The organism is Amycolatopsis sp. YIM 10 (genome assembly GCF_009429145.1).
In the GTDB taxonomy this organism is placed as follows: domain Bacteria; phylum Actinomycetota; class Actinomycetes; order Mycobacteriales; family Pseudonocardiaceae; genus Amycolatopsis.
The window spans coordinates 15,254-29,150 of record NZ_CP045481.1; the positions used below are offsets into that span (position 1 = coordinate 15,254).

Genomic DNA, 13,897 nt, shown 5'->3' on the forward strand with positions numbered 1-13,897 from the left:
GTCCACTCCGGACAATCGGCTGAGTAACCGGGGACAAGCGCGCCATATCAGGCCACCCTCTCGTACAGCGGCAGACCGACGCACTGGAAAGTCACTTCGGTCATTTCGGTTTCGCGGGCTTCTCCACCGGCCGGGCCGGGCTTGACGACCAGCTCGCCGGTCCAGCGCACGTGCTCGTTGGGAACGTTGGGGTGGTGGTCGAGCACGAACGCAGCGGTCTCGCCGTTGTGCGCCCACAGGTAATCCGAGATCCCGCCGGAACGCCAGTCCGCGTAGAACGTGACTTCGAGCGTCGGCTCCGGATCGGTCTCCTCGACAGCTTCCCCGTCCGGGCACTGGGAGTACAGGCGGTCGCCGTCCTCGATGCCGGGGTCCAAGTTCCAGGTTTGCACCTGGCACTCGAACGAAGTTCCGCCGATGGTGAACTGAATCACCTTCAAGCGCTTCTGGTGGATGGCCACGTCAGGCCCCCATTTCTTGTGTCAGCGGGAAATCCGCGTCGAAGGTGTAGGCGGGCAGCTCGGTGTTGGCACCGACGTAGGTGCCCGGGTTCGCGCCCGCGATCGTGGCGTCGGTGGTCTCGATCGCCTGTGCCACAACGGGAACCAGCTCGTACAGCTCGGGCAGCGTCCGCTCGGCGAAGCCGACGACCAGGAAAACCGGGAAGGTCGCCGAGGTGGGCATGCCGCCGGTGTTGTAGGCATCCCATGCCAGCCGCGGTGCGCCGACCACCAGGCCGGGCGGGGCGATCGAATCGCCCAGCCCGTACACCCGGCAGCCGTCCACGGTGGACAGTGCGGCCGTGAGCTGCTCGTGCGCGGCCTGGATCGGGTTCATGCGAACACCGGCCCTCGGAAGCGGCCGATTCCCAGCAGGCGCTCGATGTCCGGGTCGAACGCCGGAATCCGGGCGCTGCCGAGTTCGCCCATCGCGACGAGGGCGTCCGGCGACCGGCGGCGGGTGAACCACCGGCCGGCCAGCCGGAGCGTGCCCAGTTCGAGATCCGCCGTCGGCTCGGGCAGCTCGGTCAGCGGATCGGCCGCGTAGTTGAACTCCGGCCGCACACGCTGGATGAACGCGATCGCCGCGGCCAGCTGCTGCGCCAGTACCGCGTCGTCGCGCGTGTCCGACTCGGGGATCTTCAAGTCGGCCTTGAGATCATCCAGCGTGGGCGGCCAAGTCATCGTCAGGCCGCCGTGACCGTCTGGACTGACACGGAGTTCGGGTTGCGCACCAGAACGCCGACGTAGCCCCAGATGCCCATGCGGACGAACGCGGGGCCACCGACCTGCTCGTAGGTGAAGTCGAGCAGGTCCGACTCGCCGAGGATGACCGCATGGCGGCGCAGCACCGCGTACTTCTCGGGGTACGCGGTCGGGACACCGGCGGTGCCCACGACGTCGCTGCCCTCGATGTCGCCCATCAGCACGTTGCCCACCGCGCCCGCCGCGTTCTGCGGGTTGTACCGGGACACGGGCATGAGCGGCCGGCTGTTGCCGTCCTTGAGCTTGCGGAACGCGCCGAACCGGCGGAAGTTCGCGATGACCAGGTCGGCCGGCCCGCGCTGGTCACCGGAGACCGCCATCTGCCCGTCGATCACGCCGTCGATCGCGGCGGCGTCCGTGGCGAACGCGGCCTCGGTGGCGAACGTGGTCCCCGCGGCCGTGCCGCCCGCGAGGATCGCCGCGCACACGATGTTTTCGACCTTGGTGTCCCAGGCGGCACGCAGGTCGCCCATGATCAGCATGTCGACGGCCGGGGTGGACGAGCCGAGCAGCTGGCGCGCGACATCCTGGTAGGCGGCTTCGGTGTGCGGCGTGAGCGTGTCGTGGTTGGTGGTGAAGCGATCGACGCCCCACGCCGGGGTGTTCGCGCCCTCGGCGGCCTGCGGGACGATGTTCTGGTCGGTGCCGCCGGTCTGCTTGGGCAGCACGAGCGGACGCGGGTCGTCACCGAGCGGAATGTGGCGGACCATGTTCGCCACGACGCGGACCTGCCGGGCGATCGACTCGTATTCCTCGGTCAGCCACTTCGGCGGGATGATGCCCGTTCCGCCCGAGGCCTGCGTGACCGCCCGCATGTGCTCCTCAAGGCGCTTGGTCGCCTCGGCGTCGCCGAGCACCTTGGAGCGGTAGTGGTCACCGAAGAAAGAGTTTTGGCCGCCGTCCTTGACAGACCGGTAGTGGCCCGGGTCGCGGTCGCGTGTGGTGGTGCGCGAGCGGGAACGGTGGTGCTCACCGGCGAGGTTCTCGCCCTCGGTGTCGCCCTCGGCCAGCCGCGCGGCCATCTCGCCGGCATTCCGGGCGCGGTTCTGCTGCTGCTCGTCGCCGGTCTCGCGCGTCAGGGTCTCCAGGCGGTCGGCCTGCTCGGACGCTGACCGGCTGTGCTGCTCGGCGTTGGCGAGCTGCTCGATCTGCGCGGTCAGGGCCTGGAGCTTCGCGACGTCGTCGGTGATGGAACGAAGTTCGTCGCTGGTGAGGTCTCGGTTCTCGTCGAGCGCCTTCTTCTGGACGCTGTCGATGGAGGTGCGCAGCTCGTCGTGCTGATTGCGCAACCGGACCAGATAAGGGTTCGGCATGACGCCGGTCCTCCCGGTTCGAGTGGATTGGGTTCATCCGCCCGATTGGCCGGGGTGCTCGCTTCGGTGAGGGGCGAGGGTGTCGGCGTCCGCGTCTGTTCGGAGTATAACCCCCATAACCGCTTAGCAGGTTATGTTGGTCAGGCTGCGTCGGCGTCAGTGCGAGCCTGGTCGAGTGAGCAGATCCGCGTCGACGGACAGCGTCGGCAGGTTCGCGATGATCTGCGCGGCAGCCGCGCGACGTTCCATAGTGGACGCACTACGCACCGCCAGAACCGAGGCGTCACCGCCGTAGGCGCCAGCCATCACGACGGCCACTTCGGTCAGCGTCGCCGTCGCACGCTCGATCACCCCACCGGGAAGCGTGCGGTTCTGTCCTTCCCGGAACCCGATGCTGAGTTCGGACAGCGCGCCGTCCTTGATCAGTTCGAGCGTCTCGTCACCCTTCTCCGTTTTGGACACGCGCCACTCGCCGTAGAGCCCGGCGGCGTCGTCACGGAGCAGCGTGGTCGGACCGATCAGCGTGCCGCCGTGCGGTCCGTGGTCCCTGAAGAACCCGATACGGTGCGCGGCGCGCAGTTGTGCATTGAACGCGCCACGGCCGAACTGCTCGGTCAGGCGCGAGTCGATGCGCTGTGGCTTGCCGTACGGCACGGCGATACCGACCACAGTCCGGCCGTCGCCGCCCTGCGCCGCCGAACGCACCTCCAGCTCGGGCATGAAGCACCGCGTCAGAATCTCAGTCACCGTCGGGCTCCTTCACGAATCGCCACCCGGCATCGAAATGCTCACGGCACACGCCCAGACCGGCGACGGCTTCGGGCTCGTCGCACCAGCCGACGATGCAGACCATCGGCCCCGCCGGGGCGGTGTCCTCGGGAGGAGCTGGATCGGCCTGCTCGGTGGGAGCGGTTTCCTCAGCGGCGGCAGTGTCGACCGTGGCCGTTCCCTCGGCAGCGGCCGCGGCGGTGTCCTCAGCAGTAGCCGGGGCGGCCTTCTCGGCCGGGGTCTTGCGGGTCCTGGGTGGCATTACTCGGCTCCTTGCGGTTGTTCCTGATCGGCTGGCACGTCGGCGGGCGCAGGCGATGGGGTCTGCGGCTCGGCCTTCTTGTCGTCGATGCCGGGGACCGGCCGGCGGTTCTCGATCTGGCGGACCTCGCTGCGGAGCAGGAACCCGGACCGGATGCCGATCTCGTAGGCCTGGTACCGGGTCAGGGTGTCCGCGCGCAGCACGGCGTCGAGGTCGGCCTGCACCCACGTGCTCGTCGGGAACTGGAGCGTCAGCGTCTGCTCGAATCGGCCCAGGTGACCGCTGAGGGAGAACTTGAGCAGGTCGATCGACTCGCTCTCGCTGGTGCTGTAGGTCATCGAGTCCCCTGTGGACGCACCGAGGAACCGCGGCGGCAACCCCAGGATGTTCGCTATCTCCAGCAACGAGAACTTCCGCGCCTCGACCAGCTGCATCTCCTCCGGCTTCCACGCCAGCGGGGTGAACTCGGTGGTCGCGTTGAGCACCGCGACCGTCCGGTCACGCATGTTCCGCAACCACGACTGCTTGACCGCGATCAGGTCGCCTTCGGTGGCGTCCGGGTTGGTCGAGCGCAGCACCGCCGTGGGCACACCGTTCTGCGAGATGCTGCGGGCCTGGCGCCCCAGCTCGGCCGCCAGATCGAGGGTGCCAGAGCCGTTGAAATGCTTCTCCAGCACGCCGACACCGCGCAGCCGTCCCGGCTCGCACGGGCCCTTCACGTGGATTACCTCGTCGGCGGAGAAGCCCGGCAGGCCGCCGATTTGGTACTCGATCGCGCCTTTCGGCAGCTCCGAGTAGGTCTCGCCGTTCACCCGCCGCACGCCCACCCAGCTCGACGGGACCGGCACCACCGCGGTCGGGGTGCCCTGACGGTCCCACTCGACGATCACACCGACCGCGTTGCCGTTCTGCACGAGATCGGCCGTCCAGTTCGACACCGTGTTGATCCGCGTTTCCTCCGGGTTCGGCTGCTCCAGCAGGAGCGGCCGCGGCCGGATCTTCTCCGCGAAATCCTCATCGGTCTCGGTGTAGGCATCCCATGGCAGATTGCCCAGCAGGTCCGCGATCAGCATCACCCCGCGGTCGAAGCCGGGGATACCGAGCGCCTGCACGTAGGCGCTGCTGCCCCACGGGCGTTCACCGGCGCCGAGCACGGCCGATGGGCCGATACGCAAGCCATCCGAGACGATCATGCGCGACTGCTGGGGCGCCGGTGGCGTGGCCCGGAACAGCTTGCCCAGCCCCATCAGCGCCCCCGCCACTCGGCGGCGATGGCGACCGCGGCGACCGTGAGCCCGCCGATGAGCAGCACCCAGGCCAGCCCCGCGAGCAGGTACAGCCCGGCCGCCGCGGCGCCGCCGCCGCCGACCTGGAGCGCGGTCGGCGCGGCGGCGCGCGCACGCGCGAGCGCCCGCGTCACAGTGGCGTTCGCGCCGGTGAGGTCCATCATGTGTGCGATTCTCGCACACACGTTCGCTATCCGAACATGATCAGACGACCATCGGGCGCGGCGGCGGCTTCTCCTCCGGCGGCATCGTCCGCGCCATGTGCGTTGCACCGGCCGCCCCGTACACGCTGTCGACGTGACCGGCACCGCGCCGGGTGAACACCCAGCCCTCGCCACGCTGGAGCTTCTCCGCTCCGCCCACCTGGGCGTCCAGCAGCGGGTCACCGGAGTTCAGCACGTCCCCGTCCTTGACCAGGCTGGCGAACCCCATGCACACCGCGGGCAGGTCCTTGCGGATCTCCTCAACCTCGACCCCAGGCGGCGGCCACTGCTCCCCGTCGCGCTGCGCACCCACAGCCATCTCCGCCGCGACCGCCGCGGCCGGGCCCGACGGGAACCAGCCGAACCGACGCGGCTTGATCTGCCGCACCCATGGCCGCAGCTCGGCGCGCAACTGCTGCATGGCCAGCGGCCCGGACCACGCCTTGACCGGCTCGACCCGTACGCGGCGCCCGTCGGGCAGCACCGCGGCGGTCACGAGCGTGGCGTGCTGTTCGTCGATCGACACGTCGAGGACGAGCGCCAGGCGGTCGCGCAGGCCGTCCATGCTCGCCGGGTCCTTGCCCTTCTCCCAGCCCTCGCGGCTCAGCGCGGGGTTCAGGTTCGGCACGTCCATGCACAGGATCTCGGTCAGGAACTTCGCCAGCGCTTCCCCACCCTCGCGCTTGACGCGCCGGGCGTCGGCCAGCAGCGACCCCAGCCCGACCCGCCGCCCGAGGTTCGGGTTCGCCATCGCCAGCGCGTGCGGGTCGTCCGGCTCCGAGCCCTGCGGGGCGCTCCACTCGAACCACCCCATCTCCGGGTCCGAGTCGGGGCGCAGCGTCTCGCGGCCGGTGACCTCGTCGACTTCGATCGCTTCCCGGCGTAGCGCGTTGAGCACGATGGCGCGCGCGTCGCCCTTGTTCGAGATCCCGAAAGCCTGCGCGTCCGCGACCGCGTTCATGGCGTTGTAGCTGGCGTTCCACGGGTCCCACGAGTCGTGCTCGCGCAGCTCGTCGAGGATGAGCCGGTTCACGGTCAGCGACCGGCCGCCCTTGCGGTTCGAGGCGGCGATCTTGTACCGGCACCGGCGGCGCTTCCCGTCCGCATAGGACAGCACCGTCAGGGTCTGCTCGCCGTTCGCCCGTCGGACACCGCCCTTCGGCACGTCCTCGTCGAGTACCTCGATGGACTCGACCAGTTCGACGGCCTTCTCCCAGGACTCGCGGGCGTAGTCGAGGTTGGTCGAGGTGCCCAGCACAAGGCCGACCTGAAGCACGAACAGCCAGTACAGCGACAGCACGACGAGTACGTGCGTCTTGCCGTTCTGCCGGGCGACGATCACCAGCACCTTGCGGAACCGTGGGCGCCCGTCGGGCAGGAGCTCGCCGGCGTGGATGACCAGCCACCGCTCCCATGGATCGAGCGGCTGTTCGAGGATCTCGCGCGCGAAGTCGTCGGCGCCGAACCCGTACGAGGTCTCTGGGGTCAGCGCGCACCCGCACCCGCACGGGCCGGGCGCGCCGACGACGAGCGGCGGCGTGTAGAGCCGCGGCTCGGTCCGCCCGAGGATCCGCTCAGTCGGTCCCGGTTCGTACGGCGTGCTCGGCTCGGAGAGCGTGGAGCTTGGCCCGCTTGGGGTTCCCACCGTCACCGTCACCTGGCGTACCTCCCTTCGGCACGATCGCCTTGCGCGCGGCCGGGGTCGCGCCGAGGTCGCCGAGCACCGCCAGCAGCTTCCCGCCGAGCTCGGCGATCGTCCGCCCGCTGGTCTCGTCGTCGATCGCCCGCGCGAGCCTGCGCGCCAGCTCGCACGCCGCGGCGTCTTCGTCTTCGAGATCGAGCGTGTCCAGCGTCCGCTCGACCGCGCCCAGCAGGCCGTCGACGGGCTGATCATCGGTCATCGCGGGCCTCCGTGGGAGCGCGGGGAGAGAGAGGACACAAGGGACGTGGATGTCCGGGCGGGGTCGGAGCTCAAAAAACCGCAGGTCAGGGGCTTGTCCACTGTGGACGTGCGTTTGTGCAGGTCAGCGCGTTGCATGAGGCATTGCATGATGATCATCGTGCACGCCTACGTGCCAGGGTGGTAGCCCTGCCCAGTACCCACCCATGCAGCAGCGCCCTGTGCAGCCCCCACCACATGGCCAGCCTTCGGTGCCACGGTGTGAGGTGGTGCCCGCACTCGACGCACCGCATCCACCTGGTGGTGGTCCACATGTGCTGATGTGCTGGTGCCCTGCTCATCGTGGACACCTGCACTGGCAGCGGCAGGTACACGCCGGTGGAGGCGGGGGTGGTGGTGCTGGCTGGCGCGGGGTCTGCCCCTGCATGCGCTGGTGGGTCATGCGTCCACCACGATGTCGTCGGGGTGCACGGTCTCCCGGGTGGGTTCCGGGGCCTTGCCCACAGACCGGCAGTAGAGCGCGTGCAGCTGCCCCGTGGGAGCCGGGTACTCGACCACCGGGCAGCGGATCATCTCGAATCCGACGACCTTCGCGCGTCGGAGCACGCCGTCGCCCTGGTCCACGTCGACCAGCTCGCCGATCTCGGGGGTGTGCTCGGTCATGGGCGCCACACTTCGTTCCCGTCCGAGTCGGTGATGTTGATCGTCCGGTAGTCCTTGTGCTCGCGGCTGAAGTCACCAGCTCCCAGGATCAGTGCTTCGAACGAGTTCGAGATGACGCGCTCGGGCTGGCCGTTCAGCTCGTAGTGCAGTTCGTACGGCGGCTGGTCGGCCATCGTCACCACTCCGTCATGGGTCGGGGTTCGGGGTCAGGCTGATTGTTGGGGTCACCAACGTCCATATTGCACTTCCGGTGCGCCGCCTGGAGCCACGCCGGATCGTCGCCGTACTTCTTGCCGCGGATGTGGTGCACCGACGCGGACATCGGGTGCGGGTGCTCCAGCAGCGGGTCGATGGCGAAGCCGCACAGCCCGCAGATCCAGCGGTCCCGGTTGAGGACGAACAGGCGGGTCCGGCGCCACGCCCGCGTGGAGCCTCCGGCCCAGGCCTCGCTCATCGGTCGGTTCGCGCCGGGCGTCCGCGTCGTCCCTCGACCCACCGGCGCAGCCTGGTTACCTGTGCCTCGGTGTGGTGGCTGCATTTCGCGGCGCATGGCCAGCTCTGGCCGCAGACGGCGCACTCGATGACCACCGGGTGGTAGTGCAGGCAGCACAGTTCCGGCTCGGAGCAGTAGATGTAGCGGGGCCGGTGCGGCTGGTCTCCCTTGATGATGGGGCGCGCTCGCCACTGCGCCTCCACCGCAGCCTCCAGTTCGGCACGGCGTGCTCGCAGGTCGGCCCACCACTCGCCGAGGGTCGGTTCCGTCACGACCACCACTCTTCCCCGTCCTCGTCGTCGTCGAGGACGGTTCCACAGTGGATGCACAGGCCGGAGTTGTCCGGGTCGGCGTGGCCGTCGGCCGCGCACACCCAGTTGCGCAGGCCTGGGGGCGGTTCGCCGCGCGAGACGCCGCGCGGCGGCAGGGCCGGGTTCTGGCCGTGCTCCAGGATGATGTCCCAACGTTCGGCGCGGGTCAGCTCGTACCACTCCTTCCCGGCCACCGAGCGTTCGTTGTGGACTCGCCGGGTGACCCGTCTGCCCGCGGCGAAGCCGCGCCAGTAGGCGGGTGAGGTCTCGCTGCCGGGGCTGCTGGTGGCGTTCTGGTAGACGGACTCCCAGCCCGCCGCGACGCCCCGCGCCCACTGGGCGGCGTGGTCGTCCTCGATCAGGATCTCGATCACGGGCGCCACTCCTCGCGGTAGTCCGGGTGGCCGGCATACGGCAGGGCGAGCAGGCGGACGGTCGGGCAAGGCGCCTCGACGTCGCCGTCCGGCGAGTACTCCGACTCGCTGCACACCTTGCAGACCTCGACCTCGCACGCCTCCTGATCCGGCCACCAGATCGAGATGCGCGACGCGTGCAGCTCAATGATCCGCTGCTTCGCCTCCAGCTCGTCGAGTGCCCGTTTCGGGTCCCACCGGATGATGTGCTCACCCTCGGCCAGCCAGGTCTCGGCGCGGGGAATCAGCTGGCGCGAGGAAGTGCCGTTCTCGGACGAGATCGTCCGCGTGCCGCCCTGCCACCGCCAGCGCGGTAGCGGGGCGCCGCCCTTCGCGCGGGCCAGGGCGTTGACGCCCAGGGGCTTGCGAGCCGCTTCCGCGTCGTCGGCGACGCGGGCTCGCAGGAACTCGATCAAGTCGTTCACGCGCTCGTTGTCTCCTTGGGGTGGTCAGAACGGGGGCTCGTCGTGGAGCCGCGGCGGGCTGGCGGGTTCGGTCGGGATGGCCCACGGGTCGAAGGTCACCGGCGGCTGATCGCGGCGGATGCCGAGCAGTGCCCGGCCGTACCGGTCCTGCCATTTCGCGCGCCAGGCCTGGAACCGGGTGGGGTGGCATTCGCGGCAGCCGCCGTCGTTGCAGGCGTGGCAGTAGGGCTCTTCCTGGCACCTGCCGGTTGGTTCGTCGTCGTAGTCGTCGATGTCGGTCACGGCTGGTCCTTCGGGGTCGGCGCGTTCTTCGCACGGCGGGCGGCTTCGAGGGCCGGGTACACGTTGCGGCGGTCGATGTTGGCCGCGGCGCCGAGCTGCTCGCCGGTGGCGCCCGCTTCCTTCGCGACGAGTAGCGCCTGGTCGCGCTCGGCGCGCAGCCGCTCCACCTCGGCCTCGGCGTCGGCGAGGCGGCCGGCCACTTCGCGGACGGCGTCGAGTTCGGGCGGCGGCGGGGTTGGCTTGCGCGGCATGGGGTCGTATCCTCTCCGGTGGAGTTTCCTTCCGACCCCGGCTGGCGAAGCAGCGCCGCCGGGGTCTTTTCGTGGGTAGAGGCCGGGGGCGGCGCCTGGCTGGCACCGCCCCCGGTTTCAGTTATCCGATGATCGAGCCCAGCGTCCGGGCGTCAAGCCGTCCGCGAACGAAACGGACCTGGCATCCGAACTTGAACCGGGTGTCAGCGGCGTTGGTGATGCCCCGCCAGTTGTAGCGGTCCGCCACCTTGGTCACGCGGGCACGGATGCCCTGCGCGACGTAGTGCTCGAACTCGCGCTGGTCCTGGATGTGGGCCTGGACGGTGATCGTGTTGCCGTTCACCGCCACCACCAGGATCACCGTGGACGGGAGCAGACCTTCCTCCTGGTCGAGCTTGAGGTCTTCCAGGATGCGACCGGCGATCCGGTACAGGCCCTCCCCTGCGCTCTCGTGGTAGCGCACGCCGTAGAAACGGCCGTCCGGGTAGTCCTCCGTCATCGGAGTTTCCTTCCTCTATGGAGTTAGCCCCGTGTGGAACCGGGTGAAGCAGCACCCGGGCTCCGGGGCTTGTCCCTGCGGGACCCCTTAATTATGTGATGCCGCATCACACTTTGCAAGGGGGTTTCTGTGCTGTGCACATCACACTATGGTCACGCGGGCGAACCACCCAGCTCGCGGGCCTTCTCGGCCGCCAGCTCGGCCGCGCGCTCCGCGGTCGCGGCGAAGGCCTCCAGGTGCTGCCGGTTCTCGCCGTGCACCGCGCGGTTCAGCTCCGCAGCTTCCTCGTCGACGTGCACGCGTTCGGCCGGCATGTCGGCGGTGTCGATCACGATCCGGGACGCGCCCGCGAGCTTCTGCGGCTCGTCGAGGTCGAACCCTGCTCCCGGGGTGACCGTCGCCCGGCACCGCCACACGTGCGCCACGAACGCGGTGCCAGGCTTGACCTCCGTGACCGGCGCGAGCGCGTGCCCGGGTCCCAGTGCCTCGGCGAGCTTGGCCGCTTCGCCGGGATCGGACCAGGCGCCGACCAGTTCGGGCGCGGTGCCGCCGGTGCGCACGATCACCCAGAGTTCGTCCGTCATCAGCTCATCCTCCGTCGGCAGCCGGGTCGTCGCTCATCGTGCCCCAGGCGGAGCGTGATGTAGACCAGGTACGGCGGGGTGGTGATCCACCAGGACCGGACGGTCCACCAGGCCCAGCGCAGGCGGGTCACGATCTCGCCAGACGGGCGGGCGGGGTCCAGCCGAGCTTGAGCAGCGCGGCGTGGGTGGCGTCGTCGACGCCGATGTCGGCCAGGTCGCTGTCGAGGTAGATGACGCCGGGGATCATCCGGAGTGTGACCTCGGGGGGCCCGGTCGGGTGGAGGCTGACGTCCGCGTCCACCACGGTGTTGGCGATGTTGAGGTCGTCGACGAACAGCGCGGTGCGGTCGTTCTCCCGGTGGATGCGGACCGAGCGGCGGACGCTGGAGGGCGGCCGGGTGTCGGGCAGGGGCGGCATGGTCGGGTCGGGCACTTCGGGACTCCTTGGTTGTGGGGACTTCTCGTCTTGCGACGCGAGTTCAGGCCCGTAGACCGCGGCGGCCTGGTCGACGCCAGCGCATGACGCGCCGCGGTAGTGGCTGCGGTAGATCGTCCTGTGCTGACCTATCACCCCGCCGAGACGGAGGTGACGGAGTTCGCCGCACACGGGGCAGATCCCTCGCGGGACCGGCCCCGTGCGGCGGCCGCGGGTGGTCACGGCTCCCTGCCTTCCGGTGGGGTGTAGCACTGGCAGTGCGGGCGGATGCGGCGCTTCGGGCAGGTGTCCTCGTGGCGGGCGGCCTCGGCGTCGACGTCGTGCTCTGTCGGGACGGTCAGGTGGTAGGTGCCTGCGGGCAGGGTGGTCGGGTCGGTACCGGGTTCGGGCGGGTCGATGTCGAATCGAGCGCAGGGGCAGCCATCGCCGTCCCAGTACGGGCACAGCTCGGCGTTGCAGCGGGCGGTCACAGCTCGAACTCCGGCAGCAGCCCGGCGTCACGCAGGATGTGCGCGGCCACCTGGTGCTCGTCGGGCAGCGGCTCCAGGCCGTCGACCCATTCGTCCGAGGGCTTGACGTAGCCGAGTCGGCCGGCGAGGTGCAGGGCCAGGACCTCGACGCCCGGCCCCGTGACCTCGACGACGGTGTACCCGGCCTGCTCCACAGCCTGCTTGATCGCGTCGGTGTGGCTCATCGGTCACGCCCCCTCGGAGACCACAGGACCGGGAACGTCCGGGTCAGGCTCGACGCCCTGGCAGATCGCGCACCACAGCGGGCGCTTGTCGTGGCGGCACCGGTCGTGGACGCGGTTCGCCAGCTCCCCGATCACGCCGGCCAGATGGCCGCGCAGGGCTTCGCGGTCGGCGGTCGCCTCCTCCAGCTCGCGCCGCAGGCTGGCGACGTGATCCTGGAAGGCGGCGCGCGCGCAGGCCAGCTCCTCGGGCACCCGCGCCAACGCCACCAGGTCCCGGGCATACAGCGGCTGCTCGGTGGTGGGCACGGCGAACAGTCCGGAGATCCGTTCGACCGGGATGCGTCCGTCGCCCCACCACTCGACCACGGAGACCACTCGCTCAGCAGCGCGAGCCGGGTCTGGCAGCTCGCCGGGTATCTCGTCCTCGTCGATGCCGTCGGGCTGGCCGGGCAGTTCGTCGGTCACAGGGGAGTCCTTTCGGGACGGTCAGCCGAAGAGGCGGCGCAGCAGCTTGGCGAGCCAGCCGCGTTCGGTCGGGTCGGTGGTGTGCTCGGCGCTGGCGTCGACGGCGGGCTGTGCGAGCACCAGCTGGTGCTCGACGGTCAGCGGGCGCACGGTGCTCGGGGTCACCGGCGCGGGCTCCAGGCGCTCGCCGCCGAGGTCGGCGCGGCGGCACTCGTCGGAGCAGTGGTGGCGGTTGAGCCAGGTGAAGACGATCTCGGTGCAGCCGCGGCGGGCGCAGGTGGCGGGCATGGGCTCGGGTCCTGTTCGAGTCGGAGGGGGTGCGGCGGGCAGTCGACGCGTTTGCCGCGGCTGGGCTTGGTGCAGCTCTGGCCGATCGCGGCGCCGCAGTGCGGGCACTTGCGCAGCAGCGGGTTGGTCTCGATCCGGCCGCGCTCGACGCCGGTGCGCGTCCAGCGCCACAGGCCGTGCGGACCGTGGACGGCTCGGCGGGTCACGGGGGCTCACCGGCGGGCTGGAGCCGCCGGGCCGGGGTGTGGTCGCAGCGTTCGCCGATGACGCCGTGCCGCTTGCCGTCGGGGTGCCAGCGCCAGCCGTCGCCGTCGCACCAGGTGCAGGCGCGGATGGCCAGCGCGGTGGTGCGGGCGTGGTCGCGCTGCCACTGCTCGGCGGCTTGGCGGGCTTCGGCGCAGGCCCGGCAGGGCGGCGGGTCGTCGTGGTTGGCGTGCCGGGCGCAGCGGGTTGGGGGCGGGGTGGTTGCGCGCGCGTTGGCTTCAGGGAGCTTCCCCCCCAAGGTGACCCCCTTCTTTTTCTCTGTCTCTGTCTCTGTCTCTGTCTCTGGCGACGTTTCGCGACCGGTTTGCGATCGCGGGTGCGAGTCGCCTCCGCGATCGCTGTCCGATCGCACCTGCGATCGGTTGCGCGAGGGCGGTGGACTGTCCACACAGAACTCACAGGTCTCGTCGTGGGTGCCGGTGTCGCGGTGCCACCGGTTGTGGTTACCCAGCTGACCGGCGCGGCGCTTGGCGTCGATCTTCTCGGCGATCAGCGCGGCCGAACGCTGGTGTTCGAGGTAGTCGTGCATGACGATGTGGTCGGCGTAGACCTCGGCCAGGCGCGCGTCGACGAGTTCGGCGCGCGCCTTGGAGGTGCCGCGTTTCAACCAGACCTTCAGCGGCACACGCCCGTCGGTCGTGTGCCGCGAGCACCAGGCCCACGTGGTGACGAGCAGGCGGAAAGCCTTGTCACTCAGGGGATCGATCTTCGGGTGGTCCTCGATCCCGTCGTGGACGCGGATGTAGGTGCGAGTGTCCGCCATGCGGCAGGGTGCTCCCCTCGTGCTCGGGCGCGCCGCGCTCCGGGGTTCTCCCGATGCACGGCCGGTTGT

At 70.2% G+C, this 13,897-nt stretch carries 26 protein-coding genes; all 26 read right to left on the reverse strand.

What is annotated here, in order from left to right:
* Positions 1-47 precede the first annotated feature (47 nt).
* Positions 48-440 (reverse strand): hypothetical protein, encoded by a 393-nt coding sequence (locus YIM_RS48240; RefSeq protein ID WP_153030666.1) that lies wholly within the window; start codon positions 438-440, stop codon positions 48-50.
* A 22-nt stretch (positions 441-462) separates the two neighbouring features.
* Positions 463-837 carry a hypothetical protein gene (locus YIM_RS48245; RefSeq protein ID WP_153030665.1) on the reverse strand — a complete coding sequence of 125 codons (375 nt, stop codon included), beginning with the start codon at positions 835-837 and terminating at the stop codon, positions 463-465.
* Positions 834-1,184 (reverse strand): phage head-tail connector protein, encoded by a 351-nt coding sequence (locus YIM_RS48250; protein WP_153030664.1) that lies wholly within the window; start codon positions 1,182-1,184, stop codon positions 834-836. The genes YIM_RS48245 and YIM_RS48250 overlap by 4 nt, the downstream gene beginning before the upstream one ends.
* Positions 1,185-1,186: 2 nt before the next feature.
* Positions 1,187-2,578, reverse strand: coding sequence for a phage major capsid protein (locus YIM_RS48255; RefSeq protein ID WP_153030663.1), 1,392 nt, complete (start codon positions 2,576-2,578; stop codon positions 1,187-1,189).
* Between the two features lie 156 nt (positions 2,579-2,734).
* On the reverse strand, positions 2,735-3,325 hold the full coding sequence (locus tag YIM_RS48260; RefSeq protein WP_153030662.1) for an HK97 family phage prohead protease: 591 nt from the start codon (positions 3,323-3,325) through the stop codon (positions 2,735-2,737).
* Positions 3,318-3,608: a hypothetical protein gene (locus tag YIM_RS48265; RefSeq protein ID WP_153030661.1), complete on the reverse strand. Its 291-nt coding sequence runs from the start codon at positions 3,606-3,608 to the stop codon at positions 3,318-3,320. The genes YIM_RS48260 and YIM_RS48265 overlap by 8 nt, the downstream gene beginning before the upstream one ends.
* Positions 3,608-4,870: a phage portal protein gene (locus YIM_RS48270; protein ID WP_153030660.1), complete on the reverse strand. Its 1,263-nt coding sequence runs from the start codon at positions 4,868-4,870 to the stop codon at positions 3,608-3,610. Before YIM_RS48270 ends, YIM_RS48265 begins: the two co-directional genes overlap by 1 nt.
* Positions 4,855-5,058, reverse strand: coding sequence for a hypothetical protein (locus YIM_RS48275; protein WP_153030659.1), 204 nt, complete (start codon positions 5,056-5,058; stop codon positions 4,855-4,857). The genes YIM_RS48270 and YIM_RS48275 overlap by 16 nt, the downstream gene beginning before the upstream one ends.
* Positions 5,059-5,098: 40 nt before the next feature.
* Entirely contained in the window at positions 5,099-6,742 is a 1,644-nt protein-coding gene (locus tag YIM_RS48280) for a terminase (RefSeq protein ID WP_228004704.1), read from the reverse strand.
* A complete protein-coding gene (locus YIM_RS48285) occupies positions 6,672-6,998 on the reverse strand; it encodes a hypothetical protein (protein WP_153030658.1) in 327 nt (108 codons plus the stop codon). The genes YIM_RS48280 and YIM_RS48285 overlap by 71 nt, the downstream gene beginning before the upstream one ends.
* A gap of 437 nt (positions 6,999-7,435) precedes the next feature.
* On the reverse strand, positions 7,436-7,660 hold the full coding sequence (locus YIM_RS48290) for a hypothetical protein (RefSeq protein ID WP_153030657.1): 225 nt from the start codon (positions 7,658-7,660) through the stop codon (positions 7,436-7,438).
* Positions 7,657-7,833 (reverse strand): hypothetical protein, encoded by a 177-nt coding sequence (locus YIM_RS48295; RefSeq protein WP_153030656.1) that lies wholly within the window; start codon positions 7,831-7,833, stop codon positions 7,657-7,659. The genes YIM_RS48290 and YIM_RS48295 overlap by 4 nt, the downstream gene beginning before the upstream one ends.
* A 2-nt stretch (positions 7,834-7,835) precedes the next feature.
* A complete protein-coding gene (locus YIM_RS48300) occupies positions 7,836-8,114 on the reverse strand; it encodes an HNH endonuclease (RefSeq protein ID WP_153030655.1) in 279 nt (92 codons plus the stop codon).
* Positions 8,111-8,425 carry a hypothetical protein gene (locus YIM_RS48305; protein ID WP_153030654.1) on the reverse strand — a complete coding sequence of 105 codons (315 nt, stop codon included), beginning with the start codon at positions 8,423-8,425 and terminating at the stop codon, positions 8,111-8,113. Before YIM_RS48305 ends, YIM_RS48300 begins: the two co-directional genes overlap by 4 nt.
* On the reverse strand, positions 8,422-8,838 hold the full coding sequence (locus tag YIM_RS48310; RefSeq protein ID WP_153030653.1) for a hypothetical protein: 417 nt from the start codon (positions 8,836-8,838) through the stop codon (positions 8,422-8,424). Before YIM_RS48310 ends, YIM_RS48305 begins: the two co-directional genes overlap by 4 nt.
* Entirely contained in the window at positions 8,835-9,302 is a 468-nt protein-coding gene (locus YIM_RS48315) for a DUF6221 family protein (RefSeq protein ID WP_153030652.1), read from the reverse strand. The genes YIM_RS48310 and YIM_RS48315 overlap by 4 nt, the downstream gene beginning before the upstream one ends.
* A 24-nt stretch (positions 9,303-9,326) precedes the next feature.
* Entirely contained in the window at positions 9,327-9,584 is a 258-nt protein-coding gene (locus YIM_RS48320) for a hypothetical protein (RefSeq protein ID WP_153030651.1), read from the reverse strand.
* On the reverse strand, positions 9,581-9,835 hold the full coding sequence (locus YIM_RS48325; RefSeq protein WP_153030650.1) for a hypothetical protein: 255 nt from the start codon (positions 9,833-9,835) through the stop codon (positions 9,581-9,583). The genes YIM_RS48320 and YIM_RS48325 overlap by 4 nt, the downstream gene beginning before the upstream one ends.
* 121 nt (positions 9,836-9,956) lie before the next feature.
* Positions 9,957-10,334: a hypothetical protein gene (locus YIM_RS48330; RefSeq protein WP_153030649.1), complete on the reverse strand. Its 378-nt coding sequence runs from the start codon at positions 10,332-10,334 to the stop codon at positions 9,957-9,959.
* Positions 10,335-10,486: 152 nt separating this feature from the next.
* A complete protein-coding gene (locus tag YIM_RS48335) occupies positions 10,487-10,918 on the reverse strand; it encodes a hypothetical protein (protein WP_153030648.1) in 432 nt (143 codons plus the stop codon).
* Positions 10,919-11,045: 127 nt separating this feature from the next.
* The gene (locus tag YIM_RS48340; RefSeq protein ID WP_153030647.1) at positions 11,046-11,351 is read right to left on the reverse strand and encodes a hypothetical protein; all 306 of its coding nucleotides are present in this window, start codon (positions 11,349-11,351) and stop codon (positions 11,046-11,048) included.
* A gap of 221 nt (positions 11,352-11,572) precedes the next feature.
* Complete coding sequence (locus YIM_RS48345) at positions 11,573-11,824, reverse strand: hypothetical protein (protein WP_153030646.1); 252 nt, start codon at positions 11,822-11,824, stop codon at positions 11,573-11,575.
* Positions 11,821-12,048, reverse strand: a complete 228-nt coding sequence (locus tag YIM_RS48350) for a hypothetical protein (protein ID WP_153030645.1) — start codon at positions 12,046-12,048, stop codon at positions 11,821-11,823. The genes YIM_RS48345 and YIM_RS48350 overlap by 4 nt, the downstream gene beginning before the upstream one ends.
* Before the next feature lie 3 nt (positions 12,049-12,051).
* Entirely contained in the window at positions 12,052-12,513 is a 462-nt protein-coding gene (locus YIM_RS48355) for a hypothetical protein (protein WP_153030644.1), read from the reverse strand.
* Between the two features lie 21 nt (positions 12,514-12,534).
* Complete coding sequence (locus tag YIM_RS48360) at positions 12,535-12,801, reverse strand: hypothetical protein (RefSeq protein ID WP_153030643.1); 267 nt, start codon at positions 12,799-12,801, stop codon at positions 12,535-12,537.
* Positions 12,802-13,003: 202 nt separating this feature from the next.
* Positions 13,004-13,828 (reverse strand): hypothetical protein, encoded by an 825-nt coding sequence (locus YIM_RS48365; protein ID WP_153030642.1) that lies wholly within the window; start codon positions 13,826-13,828, stop codon positions 13,004-13,006.
* Positions 13,829-13,897: the final 69 nt, after the last annotated feature.

What these genes read in the sequence shown, in the direction of transcription:
- YIM_RS48350 (WP_153030645.1), bottom strand. Translation starts at nt 12,048, where the DNA reads ATGAGCCACACCGACGCGATCAAGCAGGCTGTGGAGCAGGCCGGGTAC.
- YIM_RS48245 (WP_153030665.1), bottom strand. Translation starts at nt 837, where the DNA reads ATGAACCCGATCCAGGCCGCGCACGAGCAGCTCACGGCCGCACTGTCC.
- YIM_RS48325 (WP_153030650.1), bottom strand. Translation starts at nt 9,835, where the DNA reads ATGCCGCGCAAGCCAACCCCGCCGCCGCCCGAACTCGACGCCGTCCGC.
- YIM_RS48365 (WP_153030642.1), bottom strand. Translation starts at nt 13,828, where the DNA reads ATGGCGGACACTCGCACCTACATCCGCGTCCACGACGGGATCGAGGAC.
- YIM_RS48250 (WP_153030664.1), bottom strand. Translation starts at nt 1,184, where the DNA reads ATGACTTGGCCGCCCACGCTGGATGATCTCAAGGCCGACTTGAAGATC.
- YIM_RS48275 (WP_153030659.1), bottom strand. Translation starts at nt 5,058, where the DNA reads ATGATGGACCTCACCGGCGCGAACGCCACTGTGACGCGGGCGCTCGCG.
- YIM_RS48255 (WP_153030663.1), bottom strand. Translation starts at nt 2,578, where the DNA reads ATGCCGAACCCTTATCTGGTCCGGTTGCGCAATCAGCACGACGAGCTG.
- YIM_RS48290 (WP_153030657.1), bottom strand. Translation starts at nt 7,660, where the DNA reads ATGACCGAGCACACCCCCGAGATCGGCGAGCTGGTCGACGTGGACCAG.
- YIM_RS48360 (WP_153030643.1), bottom strand. Translation starts at nt 12,801, where the DNA reads ATGCCCGCCACCTGCGCCCGCCGCGGCTGCACCGAGATCGTCTTCACC.
- YIM_RS48330 (WP_153030649.1), bottom strand. Translation starts at nt 10,334, where the DNA reads ATGACGGAGGACTACCCGGACGGCCGTTTCTACGGCGTGCGCTACCAC.
- YIM_RS48335 (WP_153030648.1), bottom strand. Translation starts at nt 10,918, where the DNA reads ATGACGGACGAACTCTGGGTGATCGTGCGCACCGGCGGCACCGCGCCC.
- YIM_RS48295 (WP_153030656.1), bottom strand. Translation starts at nt 7,833, where the DNA reads ATGGCCGACCAGCCGCCGTACGAACTGCACTACGAGCTGAACGGCCAG.
- YIM_RS48300 (WP_153030655.1), bottom strand. Translation starts at nt 8,114, where the DNA reads ATGAGCGAGGCCTGGGCCGGAGGCTCCACGCGGGCGTGGCGCCGGACC.
- YIM_RS48285 (WP_153030658.1), bottom strand. Translation starts at nt 6,998, where the DNA reads ATGACCGATGATCAGCCCGTCGACGGCCTGCTGGGCGCGGTCGAGCGG.
- YIM_RS48265 (WP_153030661.1), bottom strand. Translation starts at nt 3,608, where the DNA reads ATGCCACCCAGGACCCGCAAGACCCCGGCCGAGAAGGCCGCCCCGGCT.